At 35.5% G+C, this 20,871-nt stretch carries 16 protein-coding genes; 5 read left to right on the plus strand and 11 right to left on the minus strand.

All coding sequences use genetic code 11. The features are described 5' to 3' along the window. Positions 1-71: 71 nt before the first annotated feature. The 4 genes from L2586_RS24720 to L2586_RS21245 form a co-directional block, all read right to left on the minus strand. Positions 72-1,118, minus strand: coding sequence for an NAD(P)/FAD-dependent oxidoreductase (locus L2586_RS24720; protein WP_235294967.1), 1,047 nt, complete (start codon positions 1,116-1,118; stop codon positions 72-74). After that, the gene (locus L2586_RS21235) at positions 1,108-1,464 is read right to left on the minus strand and encodes an MmcQ/YjbR family DNA-binding protein (protein WP_235294968.1); all 357 of its coding nucleotides are present in this window, start codon (positions 1,462-1,464) and stop codon (positions 1,108-1,110) included. Before L2586_RS21235 ends, L2586_RS24720 begins: the two co-directional genes overlap by 11 nt. A gap of 5 nt (positions 1,465-1,469) precedes the next feature. Further along, complete coding sequence (gene ribA, locus L2586_RS21240) at positions 1,470-2,051, minus strand: GTP cyclohydrolase II (RefSeq protein ID WP_235294969.1); 582 nt, start codon at positions 2,049-2,051, stop codon at positions 1,470-1,472. 81 nt (positions 2,052-2,132) lie between these two features. Further along, a complete protein-coding gene (locus L2586_RS21245; RefSeq protein ID WP_235294970.1) occupies positions 2,133-5,375 on the minus strand; it encodes an amidohydrolase family protein in 3,243 nt (1,080 codons plus the stop codon). Between the two features lie 170 nt (positions 5,376-5,545). Between L2586_RS21245 and L2586_RS21250 the strand changes: the two genes are divergently transcribed. The 3 genes from L2586_RS21250 to L2586_RS21260 all read left to right on the plus strand — a co-directional run bounded on the left by L2586_RS21250 (position 5,546) and on the right by L2586_RS21260 (position 7,650). Next, a complete protein-coding gene (locus L2586_RS21250) occupies positions 5,546-6,271 on the plus strand; it encodes a hypothetical protein (protein WP_235294971.1) in 726 nt (241 codons plus the stop codon). A gap of 94 nt (positions 6,272-6,365) precedes the next feature. Further along, positions 6,366-6,713 carry a TfoX/Sxy family protein gene (locus L2586_RS21255; protein WP_235294972.1) on the plus strand — a complete coding sequence of 116 codons (348 nt, stop codon included), beginning with the start codon at positions 6,366-6,368 and terminating at the stop codon, positions 6,711-6,713. 1 nt (position 6,714) lies between these two features. Then, positions 6,715-7,650, plus strand: a complete 936-nt coding sequence (locus L2586_RS21260) for a YheT family hydrolase (RefSeq protein ID WP_235294973.1) — start codon at positions 6,715-6,717, stop codon at positions 7,648-7,650. A gap of 105 nt (positions 7,651-7,755) precedes the next feature. On the opposite strand, the gene L2586_RS21265 is transcribed toward L2586_RS21260, so the two are convergent. The 7 genes from L2586_RS21265 to L2586_RS21295 form a co-directional block, all read right to left on the minus strand. Next, the gene (locus tag L2586_RS21265) at positions 7,756-8,160 is read right to left on the minus strand and encodes a hypothetical protein (RefSeq protein WP_235294974.1); all 405 of its coding nucleotides are present in this window, start codon (positions 8,158-8,160) and stop codon (positions 7,756-7,758) included. 120 nt (positions 8,161-8,280) lie between these two features. Next, entirely contained in the window at positions 8,281-9,858 is a 1,578-nt protein-coding gene (locus tag L2586_RS21270; protein ID WP_235294975.1) for a T9SS type A sorting domain-containing protein, read from the minus strand. A gap of 22 nt (positions 9,859-9,880) precedes the next feature. Continuing rightward, on the minus strand, positions 9,881-12,697 hold the full coding sequence (locus L2586_RS21275; RefSeq protein WP_235294976.1) for a TonB-dependent receptor: 2,817 nt from the start codon (positions 12,695-12,697) through the stop codon (positions 9,881-9,883). Positions 12,698-12,831: 134 nt separating this feature from the next. After that, positions 12,832-15,669 (minus strand): M16 family metallopeptidase, encoded by a 2,838-nt coding sequence (locus L2586_RS21280; protein ID WP_235294977.1) that lies wholly within the window; start codon positions 15,667-15,669, stop codon positions 12,832-12,834. Between the two features lie 140 nt (positions 15,670-15,809). Then, complete coding sequence (locus L2586_RS21285; protein WP_235294978.1) at positions 15,810-16,547, minus strand: MIP/aquaporin family protein; 738 nt, start codon at positions 16,545-16,547, stop codon at positions 15,810-15,812. An 87-nt stretch (positions 16,548-16,634) separates the two neighbouring features. Beyond that, positions 16,635-18,116, minus strand: coding sequence for a glycerol kinase GlpK (glpK, locus tag L2586_RS21290; RefSeq protein ID WP_235294979.1), 1,482 nt, complete (start codon positions 18,114-18,116; stop codon positions 16,635-16,637). Positions 18,117-18,251: 135 nt separating this feature from the next. After that, complete coding sequence (locus L2586_RS21295; RefSeq protein ID WP_235294980.1) at positions 18,252-19,613, minus strand: M1 family aminopeptidase; 1,362 nt, start codon at positions 19,611-19,613, stop codon at positions 18,252-18,254. A 144-nt stretch (positions 19,614-19,757) separates the two neighbouring features. Between L2586_RS21295 and L2586_RS21300 the strand changes: the two genes are divergently transcribed. Next, complete coding sequence (locus L2586_RS21300; protein WP_235294981.1) at positions 19,758-20,159, plus strand: rhodanese-like domain-containing protein; 402 nt, start codon at positions 19,758-19,760, stop codon at positions 20,157-20,159. Positions 20,160-20,458: 299 nt separating this feature from the next. Then, positions 20,459-20,842 carry a DUF7009 family protein gene (locus L2586_RS21305; RefSeq protein ID WP_235294982.1) on the plus strand — a complete coding sequence of 128 codons (384 nt, stop codon included), beginning with the start codon at positions 20,459-20,461 and terminating at the stop codon, positions 20,840-20,842. The last annotated feature ends 29 nt before the right edge of the window (positions 20,843-20,871 follow it).

Genomic DNA, 20,871 nt, shown 5'->3' on the forward strand with positions numbered 1-20,871 from the left:
ATTCACATTATAACTAATCATAATACGAGTAAAATTCTTTCAGACCTGGAAATAGAAATTGCAGCAAAACATTATCCTAGGAAAATCGAAATATCCACTTCTTTATCTAGTGCTGAATCCTTTTCTAAATAATTCATGAAATGATCTGCCCAGTATGGACCTAGAGAAGATCCTTTCGTGCCAAGCCCATTAAATATATGAATATATTTATGAGTAGGATGCGATCCCATAAATGGTCTGCGCTGGTCAGTAGAAGGTCGAACACCTGCTTTATGATCTATAACTTTGTATGGAATATCTAGCACCTTATCTAAAGTTTTTAGAAGTGTGACTTTCTTTTCTTCTGAAGGTCTTTCGTTTAAATCATCCCATGCGTAAGTCGCACCAGCCCAAAAGATATCTTTTTCTAATTGGACTAAGAAAACACCATCTTTTAGAATTTTATCAGACTCTAGACCAGGAATTTCAACGATTAATAATTCACCTTTCGCTAGCGCAAATGGCAATTGATTAAAATATGGATTTTCTATTGCTTTATAACCTTCACAGAATATAATATGATCTGCATGTATATCTCGGTAAGTGATGCTATTTTCCTCAAGATCTACTTCCGCATGATCGAAACTCATTTCACGATAAGCACCTTTATTAATTAAGTAGTTTTTAAAATCTTCTAGTAATTCACTTACTTTCAATTGATAACCGTGCACCTTTCCGTAACCGATCTTCAACTTAACCTTGTTTTCAAAATCTGTGAAATCATAGTCAGATTGCATAAATGGACCAGCATCTTCGCTCAGAGATCTTGCATCCCAGTTATTCTGATCGGAGATCTTCGGAAAAGCTCTAATAATTTCTTTCTCAACTAGATACTTCTTTGCGAGCAAATCTTCAAAAGCTTTGTAGCCAGGAATAAACGCCTCTTCAAGCGCTTCATACATCCAAGTCTTAACAAACTTTCGTCCTGTGATCGGGTTTATGATTCCTGCAGCAATTCGAGATGCACTGCTCTTCGATGGATCATCAATGAGTAAAAAAGAAACTCCCCTCTTAAGGCACTCCATTGCAACTAGACTCCCCGCAATCCCTTGACCTACTATTAAATACTTATAATTCACTCAGCTGTGCTTTTTGGCTTTTCGTAAGTTTACTGACCACCAATTCATAACTATGATCTATCAATTTTTTAATCAATTTATCATCTAATTCTCTTTCACAATAAACTGTGTTCCAGTGCTTTTTGCTCATATGCCAACCCGGAATAATATCTGAATACTCATTTCTTAGTTCCAAGGCATAATCTGGATCACACTTTAAGTTGCATCTAAACTCTGCTTCATTCAGGCTTGTTAAAGCAAACATTTTCGTCATCACTTTATAGACTAAAGTATCAGGACCGAAAGGTGTCTCTTCCGTTATCCCCTTTTTACTTAAGCAATAAAATCTAAATGTTTCTATATCCATAATGACTAGTCTAAAAGATGGCCCATCAAATCATTCTTGATCTGCAAGTACGCCTTATTTTCTTTCGACGGCGAAATGATTATCGGTAATCTTTCCGCCACTTGAATACCATACTCATTTAAGCCATTCACCTTTTCTGGATTATTGGTGAGTAATCGTACACTTTTAACGCCCAAGTCTTTCAATATTTCACTCGCCACTTCATAATCCCTTTCGTCGGGTTCGAAACCTAGGTGGATATTAGCATCGATCGTATTCATTCCTGTATCCTGGAGCTGATAGGCCTTCAGCTTATTGATCAAGCCTATACCTCTACCTTCTTGTCTCAGGTAAATTAAAATCCCTTTTTCCTCTCCAATAATCTGGAGCGCTTTATCAAGCTGCTCACCACAATCACACCTTTTGGATCCGAATAAATCACCAGTGAGGCACTCAGAGTGAATACGCATCACCACATTATCATAGGAATCTAAGTCTTCATGGACTAAAACCACGTGAGGCATTAAATCTTTATTATCGTCTGCATAAGCAATCATTCGAAAAACACCATTCGGTGTCGGAATCATAGCTTCTGATTGCTTTTTCATTTCTTAACTTCTAAATACAAATATAAGTATAACAGATTTATAGTATAAAGTTCATGCAAAAAACATCTTATTTTCTAATATTTAATGCCTGCATGAGCAAGTACTTTCCATAAAACTTTGCGTCATTGTATTAAATGGATAAGCATTCCCTGAGCCTTCCAGCTCCCAGTAAAACTTAGACCGTTTCTTATCATAATTCCCGACTTCATTCATAGTTGCTGAATCATAAACTCGACCATTAATGATCGTGTATAAGACATGCTCTGAATCCTGAATATTTTCGAGCGGATTACCATCAATAACAATTAAATCAGCCAATTTTCCTTCTTTTACCGATCCTAGCATTTTTCCCATTCCTAGGTATTCTGCTCCATTAATCGTTGCTGCCTTTAGTGCTTCCAAGTTAGACATTCCTCCTTGTTCAAGCATCCATAATTCCCAGTGCGCTCCGAGTCCTTGCAATTGTCCGTGTGCACCTAGGTTTATTTTCACACCTGCATCTGCCAGCATCTTACACGACTGAGATGTTAAAATGTGCCCATTTTCATATTCCTCATCTGGCGCCATGGTTCTATGTCTAGATCTCGAATCAATTATGGCTCTAGGTGTGAAAGTTAGTAACCGCTCTTTTTCCCAAACATTCGTTTTTTGGTACCAGTAATATTCTCCGTTTAAACCAGCATAATTCACAATAAGTGTAGGTGTATTAGAGGTTTTCGAAGCAGCCCAAAATTGAATTACATCCTTGTGTAATGGTGCAACTGGAATATTATGTTCTACACTGGAATGGCCATCGGCAACCATCGACATATTATGGTAGAAAAATGATCCACCTTCCGGAAATACCATGATATCTAATTCTCGAGCTGCCTGAATAATTTGTTGTCGTTGCTCTCTTCTTGGTTGATTATAAGATTTCACTGAAAAAGCACCATAAGCCTTCGTTCTTCTTAAGGCAGATTTCGCATCTTCTAGACTATTAATTTCTGCTTTAAAGTCTCCATCTGCACCATATAATATAGTTCCAGTTGAAAATATTCTAGGACCGATCATTTCACCCGACTTCACCATTTCAGATTGAGCAAATGTAATTTCTGTGTTTACAGAAGGATCATGTGTTGTTGTTACACCGTAAGCTAGGTTCGCAAAATATTGATAATGCTTTTGTGGACTTAAGCCGCCTCTAAAAGCACCCAGATGCGCATGTACATCAATCAAGCCAGGCATAATGGTTTTTCCTTCTAAATCTATCACTTTTGTGTTCGCTGGAATGGCAACCTCCCCTACTCCTATGATCTTATTTTCTTTAATTAGGACCGTTCCACTTTCTATTACTTCATCATTTTCCATGGTGATAATTCTTGCATTGGTAAATGCAATCATTCCTTCTGGTTTATCAGCTTTAACTGTCAATGAAATTTTCATTCCAGTCGTGTCTAATGGCGGGACAGAATCTACGGCATTTTCTAAGAATAAAAAGTGATCTGTTAATGGAGCTGAGAAGTATTCATTTCCCAATGTCCAGTTCACAGATTTAGAATCCCCATCCCAATGCAAATTAATTCCAGCATCTACTGCAACTTGTGCCACTGGAATAGCTTTAGTTTTAGCACTTAATTCGAACGTTTTTCCCAATTTCGGCATAGGTGCAATATAAACCTTGAACAATTCTACGAAGGCAACCCATTTATTATCCGGACTTGGTGTGAACATCGTTGTATAACTTGTATTGAAAACGGGTTCAACTTTCTTAGACTTTAGATTATATTTTTTAAATGCCTTCTTTATACTACCGAAAACGAATCCACCAGTTTGGTAGAAAATATGCTGATCATCTACACTGAACTTTGGATTCTCTCCTTCACCTTGTAGGTATTCAGCTTTTTTTGTAGTCAAGTCATAGATATACAGTCCAGGTTTCTTTGTAAAAGAAAATCCTTGATGCCCATTTCCTGCGGCTTTCACATAAACGATTTTCGTCCCATCATTAGAAAAGGATGGTTGACGATAAATTCCTTTTTCCTCATTGATTTTCACTCTAGATCCATTCTGTAGATCCATCACATAGATATTTCCTAAGTCTTCATCGTCCCATGTCACATAAACTAACTTCTTACCATCTTTAGAAAAAGAAGGTTCTGCTTCGAAATCTTTGTTATCCGTAAGTCTTCTCATAGAAGGATAACTGTATAAATGTCCAAGAGCATTAAAAATGATTGTCTTCCCATTTGGCGACTTGGTAACATTTCTGAGCACTTTAACATCTATTTCTTCGTCGAAAGCACTATTTTCAAATTGCACGGTATTCATGATTCGGTGCTCTATATCAACTTCAAATGGAATTTCTACAGCATCACCATTATTTACATCTACCTTCCATATCTTTCCTTTCCCCCAAATGATAATATGCTTATCATCTGGCGTCCAGTCAAATCCTGTATAAATACCAAAAATGGTCCAAGCTTCTTGTTGATCTTTAGTTAATCCCTTGAAAAGTGGAAAATCTTGTCCGGTTTCTAAGTCATGTATAAAAAGTACAGATTCTGTTCTAACTCTTCTCACATAAGCTATCTTCTTTCCTGAATTAGAAATTTCAGGTCTACATGCACCACCAGGGCCACCCACTACTGTTTCTACCTCACCTTTCTCAAAATCGTATCTACGGATGACAAAAATCTGATCATTGGGATCTTTATTATATTGGAAGTAACCCCCAGGATACATATCCTCACTGAAATAAAGATATTTTCCATCTTTAGATGTGGAGGGCTCATTTACATCTTGCTGGTCATTTTTTTTCTTTGTCAATTGAATACCTGAACCACCTGTTTTATGATACATCCACATTTCACCTGCACCTAGGGAACGTGTAGATGAAAAGTGCTTTCTTCCGATAAGATATTCCCCATCAGCAGACCACACGCCGTTATTTAATAAGCGAAACGATTCTTTCGTGATTTGCTTAGCATTCGAACCATCTTTATCCATAACCCATATATTATCACCTCCACCTGCATCACTTGTAAATGAAATTGACTTTCCATCAGGGCTGAATCTAGGCTGAACTTCCCACGCTAGACCTGAACGTAAAACTTTCGCGTTTCCTCCTGAGAACGGCATAATAAATATATCCCCGAGCATATCAAATACTATAGACTGACCATCTGGACTTACATCTAAGTTCATCCAAGTCCCTTCATCGGTATTGATATTTACGGTTGTATAATCTCCTGGAGGATTGTTAACATCCCACTTGTCTTTTTCTTGAGCAAAAAGAGCGATTGAGAAAAAATAAAAAATAGCAATAGTAAATGTGGCTTTCATGTAAGATTGTTTTGATTTTCCAAAGATATAAATTTCACGCGGAGGTAGTCCCATAATCATGACAGGAAGTCTTATGATTTTTTTAACACATTTATTAATATATGAATTAAACCTATCGAAAGAGGAATGGTCCAAGTGTGTAAGAAGTTAATATTTAAAATAAAAAAAAGATGAAAAAATTAAAAATGACAGGAATGATCATGTTCGCATTAATGATTGCAACATTTTCATTTGCACAGAAAGGACATAAAAAAGATTTGAACAAACTTAATAGTGAATTAAATCTGACAGATGATCAATCCCTTGAATTACAGAAAGCTAGAACTGCGGCCCAAGCTAAAATGAAAGTTATCAGAGCTGATGAGAACTTATCAAAAGATGAAAAAAGAACTGAGATCAGGAAGATGAGAACAGAACAAAAAGAGGTTATGGATAAGGTCTTAACAGATGAGCAGAAATTAAAAATGAAAGAACTCAGAAAAGAAGGAAGGAAAAATGGTGAGATGAAAAGAGAGAGAGGTAAGGAAGATCGTGCTGAACTGAAAAAAATGAGAGCTGAATTTGACAGTAAAATTTCGGCAGAAGATAAAGCTGAAATCACTAGAATTAAGGAAGCTTTGAAAGGAGACAGAGAGAAAGGAAAAATGGAAGCTGAAGATAGAGAGGCATTCAGAGAAGCGCATAAAGCTGATTTTGAAAAACTGAAAGAAATTTCAGAAAAGTACAAACCTGAAATTCAAGCTCTAATGAAAGACAAATCAGAAATGAGAAATAAAGAAAAATCTGGAGAGAAGAAAATGAAGAGTGAAGATCAGAAAAGAGAGCACAAAGGAAAAAGAGATGGAAAAGGTAAGAGAGGTAATAAGACAACTGGATTCCTTTTAATGGATTTCTAGAATAAGAAGTAAAACCCGTAGCCTAGAGATCTATGGAGTTTTCATTGGTAATGTTTCCAGTTAAAATCATATTTTAGCTGGAAATTTTTTATTTATGGCATATGATGAACATTTAGGAGACCGTATAAGTATTCAATTAGAACAAAAAAAAATAACCTTTCAAGCAAAAAAAATGTTTGGTGGTCTTTGCTTTATGGTCAATGATAAAATGTGTGTCGGAATTAATGGTGATACACTGATGATTCGCATCGATCCAGAATTAGAAAAAGAACTAAAACTAAAAGAAGGTGTTAGAGATATGAACTTTACTGGACGTCCTATGAAGGGTTTTCTATACGTTAATCCTGAAGCAATAGACAATGAAGAAGGTCTCCGTTATTTCATAGACAAAGCATTAGAATACAATCCTATTGCTAAATCGAGCAAGAAAAAGAAAAAGTAATTTGCAAGAATATCGACCTAGTGTATTATTAAGAAATGGGCACATTAACACCATTTATACCTCTTTATTCAGAAATGAGCCTGAAGTCAAATTCGAACGCAAACGGATTTCTACCTACGATGAAGACTTCCTTGACTTAGACCTTATCACACAGAATTCCAAGAAGGTTGTAATTTTATGTCATGGCTTAGAAGGATCTAGTGGTTCCAAGTACATTTCAGGAACTTCTCACCTATTATCGGAAAACGGTTATGACATATGTGCTATGAACTATCGATATTGTTCAGGAGAGATTAATAGAACACCTCAATTGTATCACAGTGGGTACACTCCTGATCTTCATTGTGTCATCGAAAGTATTGAATCTGATTATGAAGAAATATACTTAGTTGGATTTTCTCTGGGAGGTAACTTAATATTAAAATATTTAGGTGAAAAGTTATTTGCTAGAACAAGTAAATTAAAGCAGGCGGTTGCCATCTCCGCTCCAGTTGATTTAAAATCCTCTTCTATGCAAATGTTGAAATTCGAAAACAAATTATACACCAATCGTTTTTTGAAAACTTTGAACCAGAAAGTAAAAGAAAAGCATAAACAATATCCGGAACTGTTTGACTTAAAGTATATCCCTAAAGTAAAGACGGTCTATGATTTTGATGACTATTATACAGGTCCATTGAATGGTTTCAAAGATGCAGATGATTACTACGCGCAATGTAGTTCACGACAATTTTTGCCTAGAATCGAGATCCCTACGATGTTACTTAATTCTAAGGATGATCCATTCTTAGGGATAGATTGCTATCCTAGTAAAGAGGAAGTTAAAAATGATCTTATGAACTTAAAGTATAGTAAATATGGTGGCCATGTCGGATTTTACCAAAAAGGATCCTCATGCTGGGATGAAGAGAAAGTGCTAGAATTCTTTTCAAAATAGATTATTCATGGCGGGCTTTCTTAAGCTTTATGAAACTTTTGCCTATTCATGTCAGCCTACTTCCTGTAATGTGATAAGAGTGTTTTGGTGATTGGAATGCATCAACTACTCATCAGGTGCCCTCCTTAATTCTATATACCCATCCCCTAAAATTGTGAGTTTCTTTCCGGAAATGAAATATGCTATCTTCTTATTACCAAAAGCTTTAGGAAGTGCATCGCTAAAATCTGTTTCTCTTCCGCCTACTAATGTACATGTTGGAAAATCATGTTCAAAAGCACCATCATTCCCAGCATTATAAGTAAACCCACATGAATTATGATCAGTATGAAAAATGCCATATTCATCTGTGAAAGTTATGAAATAAGGGTCACTAGCTCTTAAAACATTGGAAGTTGAATCTACCTTAATCTCTTTAAATTTCCATCTTCCTATGATTTGCTCGGATAATTCGTCTTTTGAACAAGAACATAAAAAGACTAAAGTGATGAAGATGAGTAAGTTTTTCATGACTAGTTGTTAATTATTACATTAACGCAAAAAGTAATTATTATGTATCAAAATTTAAAAATGAACAAAAAAAAGGGGCTAAGCTCCCCAGCTTAACCCCAAATTCTATTGTCTCAATCTTTATTCAAATAATAATTGCTTCACCACTGCTCCTTCTTCTACAAAAATTCTAGCAAAGTAACTTCCTGAAGGTAGATCATTTCGCTTCAAATTATAAATATTGCTATTAATATTCGTAACGGCCTGAACTAATTTTCCTTCTGTGTTGTAAAGATATACTTTTTGTATTGATTCGTCAGCATTAACTTGTAATGTTGTTTCAGTCAATACTGGATTAGGGAATGCTTTTAATCCAATTTCAAGTGGCTTTAAATCCTGAACGCCAGAAACTTGGCAACCTAGATTTAAAGCTAAACATGCTCTTGGAGCAAAATGTAAAAACATGGTATCTAAGTATGTATTTCCTAATTCAGCACTCATATTTGGATTTGTTAATAAACCACTTAAGTGTAAAGTATCTGAACTATAATCCGTCCCTAGTACAAAATTTACTTGCGGGATTATAGCATCTAGTGTTGGTTTATCCCACCAGTTCCAAGGAGAACCAATTGGAACAGGCGTCTGGAATGCATACATATTATCTGCTCCTGCTTCAGTAGAATATTCAGCCGACCAATTTATTGTTTTAGCTTTTTGAGCCTCTACTTGATCTTTCAGAGGATCAAATTCTGGAAGAAGCGATGCAAATACATCATTATTTCCTTTCGCATTAGCACTATCAATGACTGTTTTTGTACCTGATACATTCACAACAAATTGCATTGTTGTAGGAACGATAACTGGACCATCTGCGAATGGAGCAAATACATCTCCTGTTGCATGATATCCAATAAACGCTGGCTCGTTTTCCTTTCCATCTAACCATGAGATATCGCCCATTGCACCACCTACATTTACACAAAGTGCAAAATCACTGCTATATCCTACGTGATTAGGAAGATTAAGCTGTGTTTGATTTGTTCCATAAAAATTCCCTAAAAGCACCGTGTCAGCAAGTGGTAATAATGTCTCTGAATTCAAAAACTTATCTAATGTCACTTCTTCATAATCATCTAAAGTAGCAGCTCCTAAAGATACATAACCTCCAGTTCCAATACCCCAGATTCCAATTTTTTCAGGATCTACACCATATGGATTTCCCTCTTCAGCTACAGACTTTCTGATGAATCTCACAGCAGTTCTAGCATCTTGAATTCCTCTATACGCAGCTTGTAATAAGGTACCTGTTCTGGTATCTTGATCAGGTGCAATCGGATTCCAACCTTGTCTGTACGTAAATGCAGCGGCAACATAACCTTTCGCAGTTAATCTTTTACAAGTATTAACAACAACTGAATCAGACATTCCACCTCCTATACCACCATTTATATACTGTGGTAAAAAGTTTCCTGTGTGCGCTACTAAGATAATAGGTCTATCTGTGTGATCATCTCCTTCAGGTGTATATATCTTCATCGCTAGATCAATGGGTTCAATGATTCCCTGGGGAGCTCTTAGAATAGAAATATTCGTAGAATAAACCGTATCCTTAGTGGTATAGGATGTAAAGACATCATCGATATACCTGGTTTGACTCTGAGCGAAAAACCCGCTCAACATTAAGCCTAAAAAAATAATTAAAGTGTAATTCTGTTTCATATTCAAAATATTTAAATTGTTTTTAAGTTTTTTTATTCCAATCATAAAGTACTGAGAAGTAAGCCATACGGCCTATTCTTGGGCCTCCATAAGTCTGAAAATTCATTGTATTTAATAAATTAGATGCACCTAACTTAAATGTTAAATTTCTAGCTTTCCAATTCCAATTTACTTGTCCATCTAAAAGTGCGTAAGTTGGAATAAATCCTGTAAACTGCGGAGAACCTTCATAAATGAATCCTTCTATCCATTTGTATTGAAAATTGAATCCGAAATTCTTCATTTTAAGACTACCTAAATTCATCATCATATCTCTACCTGACAAACTTAAATTATATTTATGTTCAGGCGTATTAAATGCTGGAATTATTGGATCATCTGTCTGCGTATTTAACTTATTCCAAGAATAATTTCCAGTGACGAGAAAGTATTTAGCAAAATAATAACTTAATCCAATAGAAAATCCCTGTGTCGTGACAACATCTGTTGCATTCGAACTCACCCGATATGCTTGAACACTCGTGGGATTATTTATAAAATTATCAAACGTTGCGTCTATCCCTATTTGGTAGCCAATAAAATCTCTATATCTAGAATAGTAATAGGTTGCATCAACATAAACTTTATTAAATAAGGTCGTTCTGAATCCAGACTCTATCGTTCTAACTTTCTCAGGTTGTATCGGATCCACGTCAAAATACTCTAATAAAGTGATATCTTGAGCATTCAGGTAATCTCCGAAAGACTCTACTCTAATTAAATCTTCAACCCCACCTATGTTACCTAGTAAAATTGCTCTACCTACATTATAATAAAGATACTGATCCGTTAATGTTGGATTTCTCACTGCAGCAGAATATGATAACCTTAAGTAAGTGTTCCTTCCAGGATTATACACTAAAGAGCCAGCTGGTGAAAACAAATAATTAAAATTCTGATGCTTATCTAGCCTTGCTGAAAAATTAAATTTCAACTTACTCTCCATAAATGAGACGGTAGAACCTCCGTAGATACCATATTCATAGGTGTTAATATTCCTTCCCATCGTATCGGAAAGAATAGAACCTTGTGAGTTAGGAATATAATACCTGCCACTTCCTCCTACTAATAAATCTATACCATTCAACACTCCTGCGCTCTGATATACATCATTAAACTTATATTCTCCATGTACGTGCCCAAGCGCTGACTTATCGAAGAATTTGGTTCCTCCTTCAGAATTCGCAACTCTCGAAATAATATCGTTAAAAGCTAAATTAAAAGGATCCGTTCCTGGAAGTAAAAAATCATTTGTTTGATTAAAAGTGACTCCCTTATTCGCGGATTCTTCTGCTGAAGCATGCAACTGATTCAATAAGGTAGAATTGTTTGATAAAAATTGATTTATAGCTGCCCGATATCCGTCTGGATCTCCCGGAAAACTTGATGTTTTAGGAAATCCTTCTAATCCTTTAATTTGTGGATTCGCTGTAATATTCCAATAGTTTATATAAGCGCTTCCCCACTCTCCGTTTTCCGCAGCTCGCTCTTGCAATTTTAAGGCTGTAAAATATGGATCATATGAATCCCCAGAATCTTCATGTGTAACGAAAGCTCTTAAAAAATACTTATCTCGCTTTTTCAATTCAACTTTATGTTGAAAAAAACGAATATTCTTTAAGCTAAATCGATTGTCTCCTTGATATACAGTCGTTCCTCCACCGTAGTTAGATGCAACAACTAATTCTGGTGACTCAAAATCCATTTCCGGTCTCAATCTAAAATGTAGAGACGCATTGGCTTTTAAGTTTTCAGTATTGTAATCGACAAGATCTGTTTCTTTATATCCAGTCCTGTGAAAAATTCCAAGACCTGGATTAGATAATGATTTTCTTAAATCGTAATTGGATTGGTATTCATCACCGTAGATATTGACCGCATCAAATCGTCCTGGATTGTTTTTACCCGTATCTGTGTCAAATACAGGTTCATAGTTGTCCGCTTCCCAATCATTCGCTTTCAGATAGAAAAAATTGATCTTATAAGCGAAAGAATAATCTCCATTCTTATTCCTGATAGCGTCTGCAAATCTAAACGATGGATTAAGCATGTTTCGCTCCCCTACTTTAACCTTCGCAGAAAGTCCTCGATTAATAAATGGATCTTTAGTGGTCATGCTAATCACACCATTAAATGCATTAGGTCCGTAGAACGCTGAACTAGCTCCCACGATTAGATCCACTTTATTGATATCTAATTCTGATGCTCCGAGGAAATTCCCTAGTGAGAAATTCAGCCCTGGAGATTGATTATCTACACCATCTATAATCTGCAATGAACGAACTGGACTTGTACTATTAAATCCTCTTGTATTAATTATCGTAAATCCTAAACTAGCTGTTGTAAGATCTACATCTTTCAGTGCACCTAAACCATCGTAAAAGTTAGCTGATGCAGTTTGCTTTATTCCGATAATATCTAATGATTCTACGGTAAGTGGTGCAGCTTTCTGTTTATCAGAAATTCTCTGTCCTTTAACTTCTACACCTTCTACAATTACACTTGCTTCTGAAAGCTCGAATGTCAACTTCTCTCCTACTTCAGTCATTTGTAAAGTAGAAAGTTCATATCCTAAGTAAGAGGATTCAACAGTAAAAGGAAGATCAACTTCTGCAGCGAAACTGAATGAACCATCCCAATCTGTAACGGTTCCATTCGTTGTTCCTGCCACTACGACATTCGCTCCTATTAAAGGTTCCTTTGTTATTTTATCAACAACAATTCCAGAAACCTCAACTTGCCCAACCAGTTGAATTATTGATATTAAAAAAAGTGCAAACAGTATCCCTATTCTTTCCATACATTATGATCTTAAGGCGAAAGATATTAAATATCTTTTATTAATTGACTTAAAGTCAAAATATTAATTTGAGGCTTACCACAATGTACGAAATATTTTATCTGAATATTTGCATTTTAAGAAATAATAAAGTCTTAGTTTATAACTTCATTTAAAAGAATAGGCTTACCAAAGCCAAGCTTTTCTAATTTATTCATTTGGGTCTTAGCATCACCAACTAGTAAATAAATCATTTTATCAGGATTGATATATTTTTCTGCGAGATCCTTGATGTCATCTATTGTTATATTCTTTACAATTTCTTCTCTTTCATTGATGTAATCATCTGAATAACCATAATTACTGATATTCGACAACATATTAAGCTTTGCATTCAAAGTTTCAAAGGCTCTTGCATTACTTTTTATCATTGAACTCTTGGTGATTTCAAGATCTTCCGCTGAAAATCGTCTTCCATACTTCCGCATGATCCTTTTAATCAATCGAGATGAGTGATAAGTTACATTAGATCTTACATTACTTGATATAGAAAAAGTCCCTGGAATCTCCGTACCAGCAAACTCAGAGCGTATATTATAAGTATATCCCTTCGATTCACGTAATACTTGCGTAAGATCAGAAGCGAAACCACCACCTCCAAGTCTGAAATTCATGATTTGAACAGGATAGAAATCTTCATTCTTAGCCGAAATGGCAAGGTTACCGAATTTTAAAGCAGTTTGTTTCGCATCGGGAACATTATAAAAATAGACTACTGATTTCTCTGGCCCCTTAGGTGCATCAACTGCAGGAAAATCAACCTCCTTAGGTGACCAATGGTTTTCGAATTGATCCATAGAGCTTATGACTTCTCTTCGAGTAATATCTCCGACGATCTGAAGGATAGAAATATTCGGAGCTATATTCTTTTCATAAAAAGCTTTCAAGTCCTCCATATATATTCCTTTTATTGACTCTTCAGTTCCTAGTATATTATGTGCCAATAAATGACCTTCTCCATAGACTAATTTCTCGAATTCATTAGCAGCTATACTGTTTGGATTAACAGACTCTTGTTGAATTCTACTTATGATACTACGCTTGAGCAACGACAACTCAGTATCACACCATCGAGGATGCAAGATAAGTTCTGCAATCAAGTCCATTGTCTTCTGAAAATTCCTAGCTAGCGTTGTTACTTCGAATATGATAGCTTCATTTGTAGAATAAGACCTCAAACTAGCACCCAGTTTTTGAGCAGCAATTTCCAGTTCAGCTGTAGATTTCTTTTCAGTACCCTTGAGCAGCATTTTAGCCAACAAATTAGAAATCCCTTTTTCATTCGATTTTTCTAATAAAAGTCCTCCTTTGATGGTCAATTTTAACTGGACCAATGGAACTTCATCATTCGTTATACCATACAGTTCCATACCTGTTGAAAATCGCTCCTTCCATACTTTCGGGACTTGCATAACTGGTGCCTCTCCATATGTCGGCTCCATGCTTCGATCAAAAGAAGAAACTGTTTTCTGATATTCCGCTTGAGCATTGGAATTAAAAGTCTCTTCTGCACCATCTATAATGACTTCTTCTATGACATCGGCTTGCTCTGCTCCTGTTAAAATTAATTCTACTTCACCTCTGGGAACGAAACTAGTGGATACAAAGGGTTTATCCTTTATGTACTTTCTATAAACACGCTGAACGTCCATTGCCGTAACCGCTAAAATATTCTGTACATCCTCATTAATATACCCTGGATCACCAGCAAATATTTCATATTGTGCAAGTTGGAATCCTTTGCCTAATACACTAGATAATCCAGTATAAAATGCGGTTTCTTTTACAGCTTTTATTCTCTCTAGGTCCGCCTGTGAAATTCCAGTTTTTTCGAAATCTTTAAATGCGGTTTCGATGCCTTTCATCACCTGATCTAATGGTGTTTTCTCGAAAGCTCTAATACGTAGGTGCAATTCCCCTGCTAATTCAGAATTGTAATTATACATGGAGACATTAGAACTTAACTGCAATTGGTCAACTAAGATTTGATTGAGCGGAGCTGTTTTGCCTTCTGATAAATAACTGGCCAATACTTCTAAAGGATAAGCATCCGGATGATATTGATAAACTGTGGGAAAAGTCATAGTTAACTGAGGTAGTCTCGCAAAGTTATCCTCATAATATAGATGTTTCGTACGATCAAGAGCAACTGGCTGCTTTGCAATATCTTCAACTTCCTCACCACGCTTAATTTCATCGAAGTATTTATGAACCCATACTTTAGTCTGGGCTACATCGATATCACCAGCAATGGTTAATGTCACATTATTAGGTGTATACCAACGATTAAAAAATGATTTAACATCATCTAGGTTTGCGTTCTGAAGATCTTCCAGTGAACCTATAACTTGCCAATTATATGGATGATTTTCAGGATATAGATGCTTACCTATTACATAAGAAACATGACCATAAGGACGATTGTCTACTGCTTGCCGCTTTTCATTTTTAACTACTTGCTTTTCCTTTGCGAGAACAGGTTCAGTCACTGTATTTATAAAATAACCAAGTTTATCTGCTTCCGCCCAAATCATTTTCTCTAGTGCATCCTTTGGAACTGTCTGGAAATAATTAGTTCTATCTCGACTAGTAGATCCATTCGCACCTGATCCACCTATCTTAGCACTCATTTTATCAAGACCACCTTTACCTAAATTTTCAGATTCCAGAAATAGAAGATGTTCGAAGAGGTGTGCGAAGCCAGTTTTTCCTTTACTTTCTCTTGCAGAACCTACATGCGCAGTGAGTGCAACAGCAACAACTGGATCTGATCGATCAACATGTAGAATGACTTGAAGACCGTTATCTAGGGTAAATTTTTCAAAGTCAATGTTAAATCCTACTTTTTCGTTATTCCCAAAATCTTCTGCTTCCTGACAAGCATTGAATGTCAGAACCAAAATGATAAAAAGAAAACCAAAACAAATTCTCATTGAAACTTAATTTGGATCAAAGATATAAACGAGAACCCATTATTTCAATTAATACGTGTGATGATGAAAATCTTATTCAAAAGAAATCCTTTCGATATTCAATGAATTTAGGAAATGAACTACAAACCAATTATGAGAAATTACTGCAAGGCAAGGTATAAACCTGCTGCGCAAACTGCACCTATTAAAGGCGCTACCACAGGAATCCAAGCATACGACCATGCGCTATCTCTGCGTTCTCCTATCGGTAGAATACCATGCATAATCCTAGGTATTAAATCCCTCGCAGGGTTAATAGCATATCCTGTAGGTCCACCTAAAGAGAAACCAATAACCACAACGATCAAGGCAACTGGCAAGGCGCCAAGTGATCCTAATCCTATGGTTGTATCTTCCATACCTTCTAGAGTCAATTCCGGACCAGCGATATATAATACTGAAAACAATAGCACAAATGTTCCTATCGCTTCTGTTAAAATATTCGGAATGACATTAGGAATGGCAGGTGTCGTCGCAAATGAAGCTAACTTAAAATCTAGATTATCCGTTTGCTTGTAATGATCATAATAAGATAGAACCACAAGAATACTTCCTAATGCAGCCCCGATACATTGACCAGCGATATAAATAGGAACTAATCCCCATTCAAACTGTCCCGTCACTGCCAGACCAACACTTACCGCTGGATTAAGATGAGCGCCACTGTAAGGTCCAGCAACAAGAACGCCTACATAAACCGCTAGTCCCCAAGCAATTGCTATTCCCACTATTCCTGCATCACCACCTTTGGTTTTACTCAATAATGCATTAGCAACTACACCGTTACCAAGAAGTATTAACAGCATTGTACCTATAATTTCTGCAACAAAAGGGCTCATAAATTCTATTTTACATTCTAACTTTTAAGTGATATATATTTTAATATAAGTGAGTAGAAGCACAGAAATTCCTGTGCATTGAAACAATCATATTTCTATCCAACCTCTACTTCTTTCGACTGCTCGTTTCCATTGCCTCTTCTCTTCTTTAACAATTCCAGGATCTTTTTTCGGCCTGAAGGTTTTATCTTCCTTCCATTGTTTCTGAATTTCTTCTAAACTTTCCCAGTAACCCACTGCTAATCCTGCAAGATATGCAGCACCAAGAGCAGTTGTTTCTAGGACCATAGGTCTTACTACTTCACAGCCTAAGAAATCCGCTTGACCTTGAAGCAAGATATTATTTGCAACTGCACCACCATCGACTTTTAACGTTTCTAATTTCACTCCTGTATCAGCTTCCATTGCACTTACGACATCAGCTACTTGAAAAGCAATACTTTCTAAAGCAGCTCTCACGAAATGTTCTTTAGTTGTACCTCGTGTAATTCCCACTATTGTTCCTCTTGCGTACTGATCCCAATAAGGCGCTCCTAATCCTGTTAATGCAGGAACAAAATACACGCCTCCGTTATCTTCTACAGAAGCAGCCATCTCTTCACTTTTATCTGCTGACTGAAGCAGCTGTAAGCCATCTCTCAACCATTGGATCACAGCTCCTGCTACAAAAACGGACCCCTCTAAAGCATAAGTTACTTTGCCATCAATTTTCCAAGCGATCGTGCTGAGTAAATTATTCTTAGAATGTATGATTTCATCTCCTGTATTAAGTACTAAGAAGCACCCTGTTCCATAGGTATTTTTCGCCATTCCCGGATCTATACACATTTGCCCAAATAATGCAGCTTGTTGGTCTCCAGCAATTCCTGCTATAGAAATTCCGTCAGCTGTCTCACCGTATACTTCACTACTTTCCTTTACTTCCCCTAACATCGTTCTGGGAACATTGAGCATTTTTAATAATTCATCATCCCATTCTAAGGTATTTATATTGAACAGCATCGTTCTACTCGCATTCGTCACATCTGTTATGTGAACTTTTCCTTGTGTTAATTTCCAGACGAGCCAAGTGTCCATTGTTCCAAATAGCAAATCACCTTTCTCTGCAAGTTCACGAGCACCTTCTACATTATCTAATAACCAGTTTATCTTCGTACCTGAGAAATATGCATCGATAACTAGCCCCGTTTTTTCTGATACCATGTCGGAATGACCTTTAGCTCGTAGTTCATCACATAATTTCGATGTTCTTCTATCTTGCCAGACAATTGCATTGTGAATAGGCTCTCCTGTATTTTTATTCCAGACCACTGTTGTCTCTCGCTGGTTTGTAATTCCTATTGCCGCAACATCAGAGGGCGATATATTATTATTAGCAATCAAGTCATCTAGCACTTTCTTTTGAGTATTCCAGATTTCATTAGCATCATGTTCTACCCATCCTGGCTTCGGAAAATGCTGAGTAAATTCTTCTTGCTCCACTGAAACAATAAGTCCATCGTGGTTAAATAAAATTGCGCGTGAGGATGTTGTCCCTTGATCAAGAGAAATAATATACTTTTCCGACATTATTTAAATTGTGTTTCTTTAAAATAAAACCTTAAGTTAATTGAAAATGTGACAAATAATAAAATATTATTTAGTTCAAAACATTTTATTTAGGATGTAAAAGTAATTCAAGGCAATACAATATTCCAAAATCTGCTAATTGGCAAAATCATAATTTAGAACTAATTCACCTTTTAAGATATAGTTATTGAAGATGGACTGCTCTTCTTGGTCGAAAAAATCAAGGAGTATTTTCTCAAAATATTGATTGGTAAATAGTTTGTTTTCCGTATCTGACAGAATTTGTAGCATCACATCCTTTAATGAAGTCTTCCCATCAGATTGTGCTTGCAGCTTTTCATCTAAATAATGAGCGTACAAAAGACCTCTTTGATATGGTATTTCTTCTATTTGGCTGTTATTCGTTGTCAGACTTAATTCATTGTTGCGCAGTTTACCATATGGTGATTCCTCAAGCTTTTCATAAGTTCTTTGAATTTCTTGGTCAAATTCTTTCTGGGTCATTTCATTTTGCTGAAGTATCAATTTCATAGAAAAATACTCCGTAAAGCCTTCTGAAAACCACAGTTCCTCTCCAGGTGAACTATTTCTGATCTTTCCACCTATCCAGTGATGCATTAATTCATGATAATACAAACTAGAAAGGTTCTCTAATTTGGATTTTTTGCTATTCGTACAATAGGAAGCAAACCCATTAGCTAATCCAGTCCCTCCAAGATAATTTCCTCCATTTTGATCAAATGGAAGTAAGGTTACTGTATATATATCATCAGAGTAGTCATTCCAAAAATCTCTCTGAACATGAACAATACGCTCTAATTTCTGGAGTAATTCTTCATCATCAAAACTTTTCCAGCTTCCTCGCGTAAGTAAGTGTAAATTGATTCCATTAAAGTTTACACTATGCCTTCTAAAGTCACCACCCACGACTACAGATTCTAATAATTCGTCTCGCGTTAAATAATAAACACCTTCGCTTTCTGTTCCAAAATTGTGCTGAACTAGATATGGTACTTCTTCCCAATTAATCTCAATGGTATTTTTATTTTTAGACTTAAAAATCTTGTCAGGGATTAAAAAAAGACGATGCCCAAATAAATGAAAGTATTCTTTATTAATAATAGGCCGATAATAATCAGATATATTAGCCTCTCCGTCGAAATCTTGTTTTAAAACATATTCTATTAACAGTAAATGCCTAGGAAGAGACTTAATAATAATGCTATTCGTTTCTGGGTCAATTTTAATATCAGCTTTCGAATTAAGAACTTCTAATGATTGTAAGCAATTAAAAAGATTCTGTTCTCCCCATGCTTCATCAAAATAAACAAGACTTGCTACACCGTCTTCATTGGTTTTTACTTCTAACTGAACTCTAATTGTTGATTGGCTTGCAGAAAGATTTGGTGTAATTGTATAACTTGCATCAATGGCTAAGACCGCATTATTTATGCAGATTAGGAATAAAAAAGACCAGATGTAATTGATTATTCTCATTATAATGTACAATGCCTGCTCTAAAAGACATGATTATTAGCACTAAATTTACATAAAACCAGCGTTTAATTCATATTAAATTTACATTTAGTTTACATTAAATTAACATTGGAAGATTAAATGTTGTACAAATACTCAATAACAATGAAATATTATTTTATCATTATCTCACTTTTTTTAATAGGTTGTAATACAAATTCTAACTCTAAAAGTGATCCAACATCATCAACAGCTTCCGCTACTTATAACAACATAGATGTTGCTACTTTTAATCAGGGCCTGAAAGGTGAAAATAGTGTAGTAATAGATGTTCGTACTCCACAAGAAATTGCAGGCGGAAAGATTGAAAATGCTGTAGAGCTAGATTATTACGACAAGGAATTCGCTTCTAAGATTAAGGCCTTAGATCCAGATAAGAATTACTACCTATACTGCAAAGCTGGAACCCGAAGTGCTAAAGCAGCTGAAATCATGATCGAAAACGGCTTCAAAAATGTGCATAATTTAAAGGGAGGATACACCGATTGGAAAAAAGATTCAAAGTAAAACATATTTTTTTTTCAGTAATTCGAAATTTATTGTGTGGTCACTAAAATTGACCAAAATTCTAATTTATTGATAGATATTAAAAAATAAATTTTACGCTGAATTGAAAATCAACAGATAGTAAAGTACTTTTATTTTATATATGTTTATTCTCCCATTTATACATGCCTTACACTTAATTTTAATATGTCGTAATTTAAACTTTAGATAAAATTATCATGTGAAAAATCTTGAACACTAATTAAGGTTTTATAGAAAAATTTGTCTTACTTTCGTTTTGTAAATACCAACTTAATCGCATGAGAATTCAGATAGCTAAGAACGAGCTCTTTATAGAGCTTGACGAGAAGGACCTTGTTAATCTTTCCCAGAAGTACCTTATAAAGGATAAATTTAAATTTTCCATTTTAGACGACGAATCTCTTCTAATCAGCCTCCGAATGGAGGGAAGTGATAAGTTGTGTACAATGTATGATAGCAACGAACTTATTATCTTTTTACCATTTAACGAATTCGAAAAATGGTTAAACTCTGATAACACGATCTATCATTCCTCTAAAGGTAATAATGCAAGTAACAATATGCATATTACACTGAAAAAGAATACAGTTACACCTAAAGTAAAGGCTATTAAAATTGCCAATGAATCTACTTTAGACAATAACAATTTCATTTATAACTAAAAGTCTTACTTCTTTTTTGCTAACTTGAT

It is taken from the genome of Portibacter lacus, from assembly GCF_021533215.1.
In the GTDB taxonomy this organism is placed as follows: Bacteria; Bacteroidota; Bacteroidia; order Chitinophagales; family Saprospiraceae; genus Portibacter; species Portibacter lacus.

Coding starts and splice junctions, on each gene's coding strand:
- L2586_RS21235 (WP_235294968.1), bottom strand. CDS start 1,464: ATGGATATAGAAACATTTAGATTTTATTGCTTAAGTAAAAAGGGGATA.
- ribA (WP_235294969.1), bottom strand. CDS start 2,051: ATGAAAAAGCAATCAGAAGCTATGATTCCGACACCGAATGGTGTTTTT.
- L2586_RS21245 (WP_235294970.1), bottom strand. CDS start 5,375: ATGAAAGCCACATTTACTATTGCTATTTTTTATTTTTTCTCAATCGCT.
- L2586_RS21250 (WP_235294971.1), top strand. CDS start 5,546: ATGAAAAAATTAAAAATGACAGGAATGATCATGTTCGCATTAATGATT.
- L2586_RS21255 (WP_235294972.1), top strand. CDS start 6,366: ATGGCATATGATGAACATTTAGGAGACCGTATAAGTATTCAATTAGAA.
- L2586_RS21265 (WP_235294974.1), bottom strand. CDS start 8,160: ATGAAAAACTTACTCATCTTCATCACTTTAGTCTTTTTATGTTCTTGT.
- L2586_RS21270 (WP_235294975.1), bottom strand. CDS start 9,858: ATGAAACAGAATTACACTTTAATTATTTTTTTAGGCTTAATGTTGAGC.
- L2586_RS21275 (WP_235294976.1), bottom strand. CDS start 12,697: ATGGAAAGAATAGGGATACTGTTTGCACTTTTTTTAATATCAATAATT.
- L2586_RS21280 (WP_235294977.1), bottom strand. CDS start 15,669: ATGAGAATTTGTTTTGGTTTTCTTTTTATCATTTTGGTTCTGACATTC.
- L2586_RS21285 (WP_235294978.1), bottom strand. CDS start 16,547: ATGAGCCCTTTTGTTGCAGAAATTATAGGTACAATGCTGTTAATACTT.
- glpK (WP_235294979.1), bottom strand. CDS start 18,116: ATGTCGGAAAAGTATATTATTTCTCTTGATCAAGGGACAACATCCTCA.
- L2586_RS21295 (WP_235294980.1), bottom strand. CDS start 19,613: ATGAGAATAATCAATTACATCTGGTCTTTTTTATTCCTAATCTGCATA.
- L2586_RS21300 (WP_235294981.1), top strand. CDS start 19,758: ATGAAATATTATTTTATCATTATCTCACTTTTTTTAATAGGTTGTAAT.
- L2586_RS21305 (WP_235294982.1), top strand. CDS start 20,459: ATGAGAATTCAGATAGCTAAGAACGAGCTCTTTATAGAGCTTGACGAG.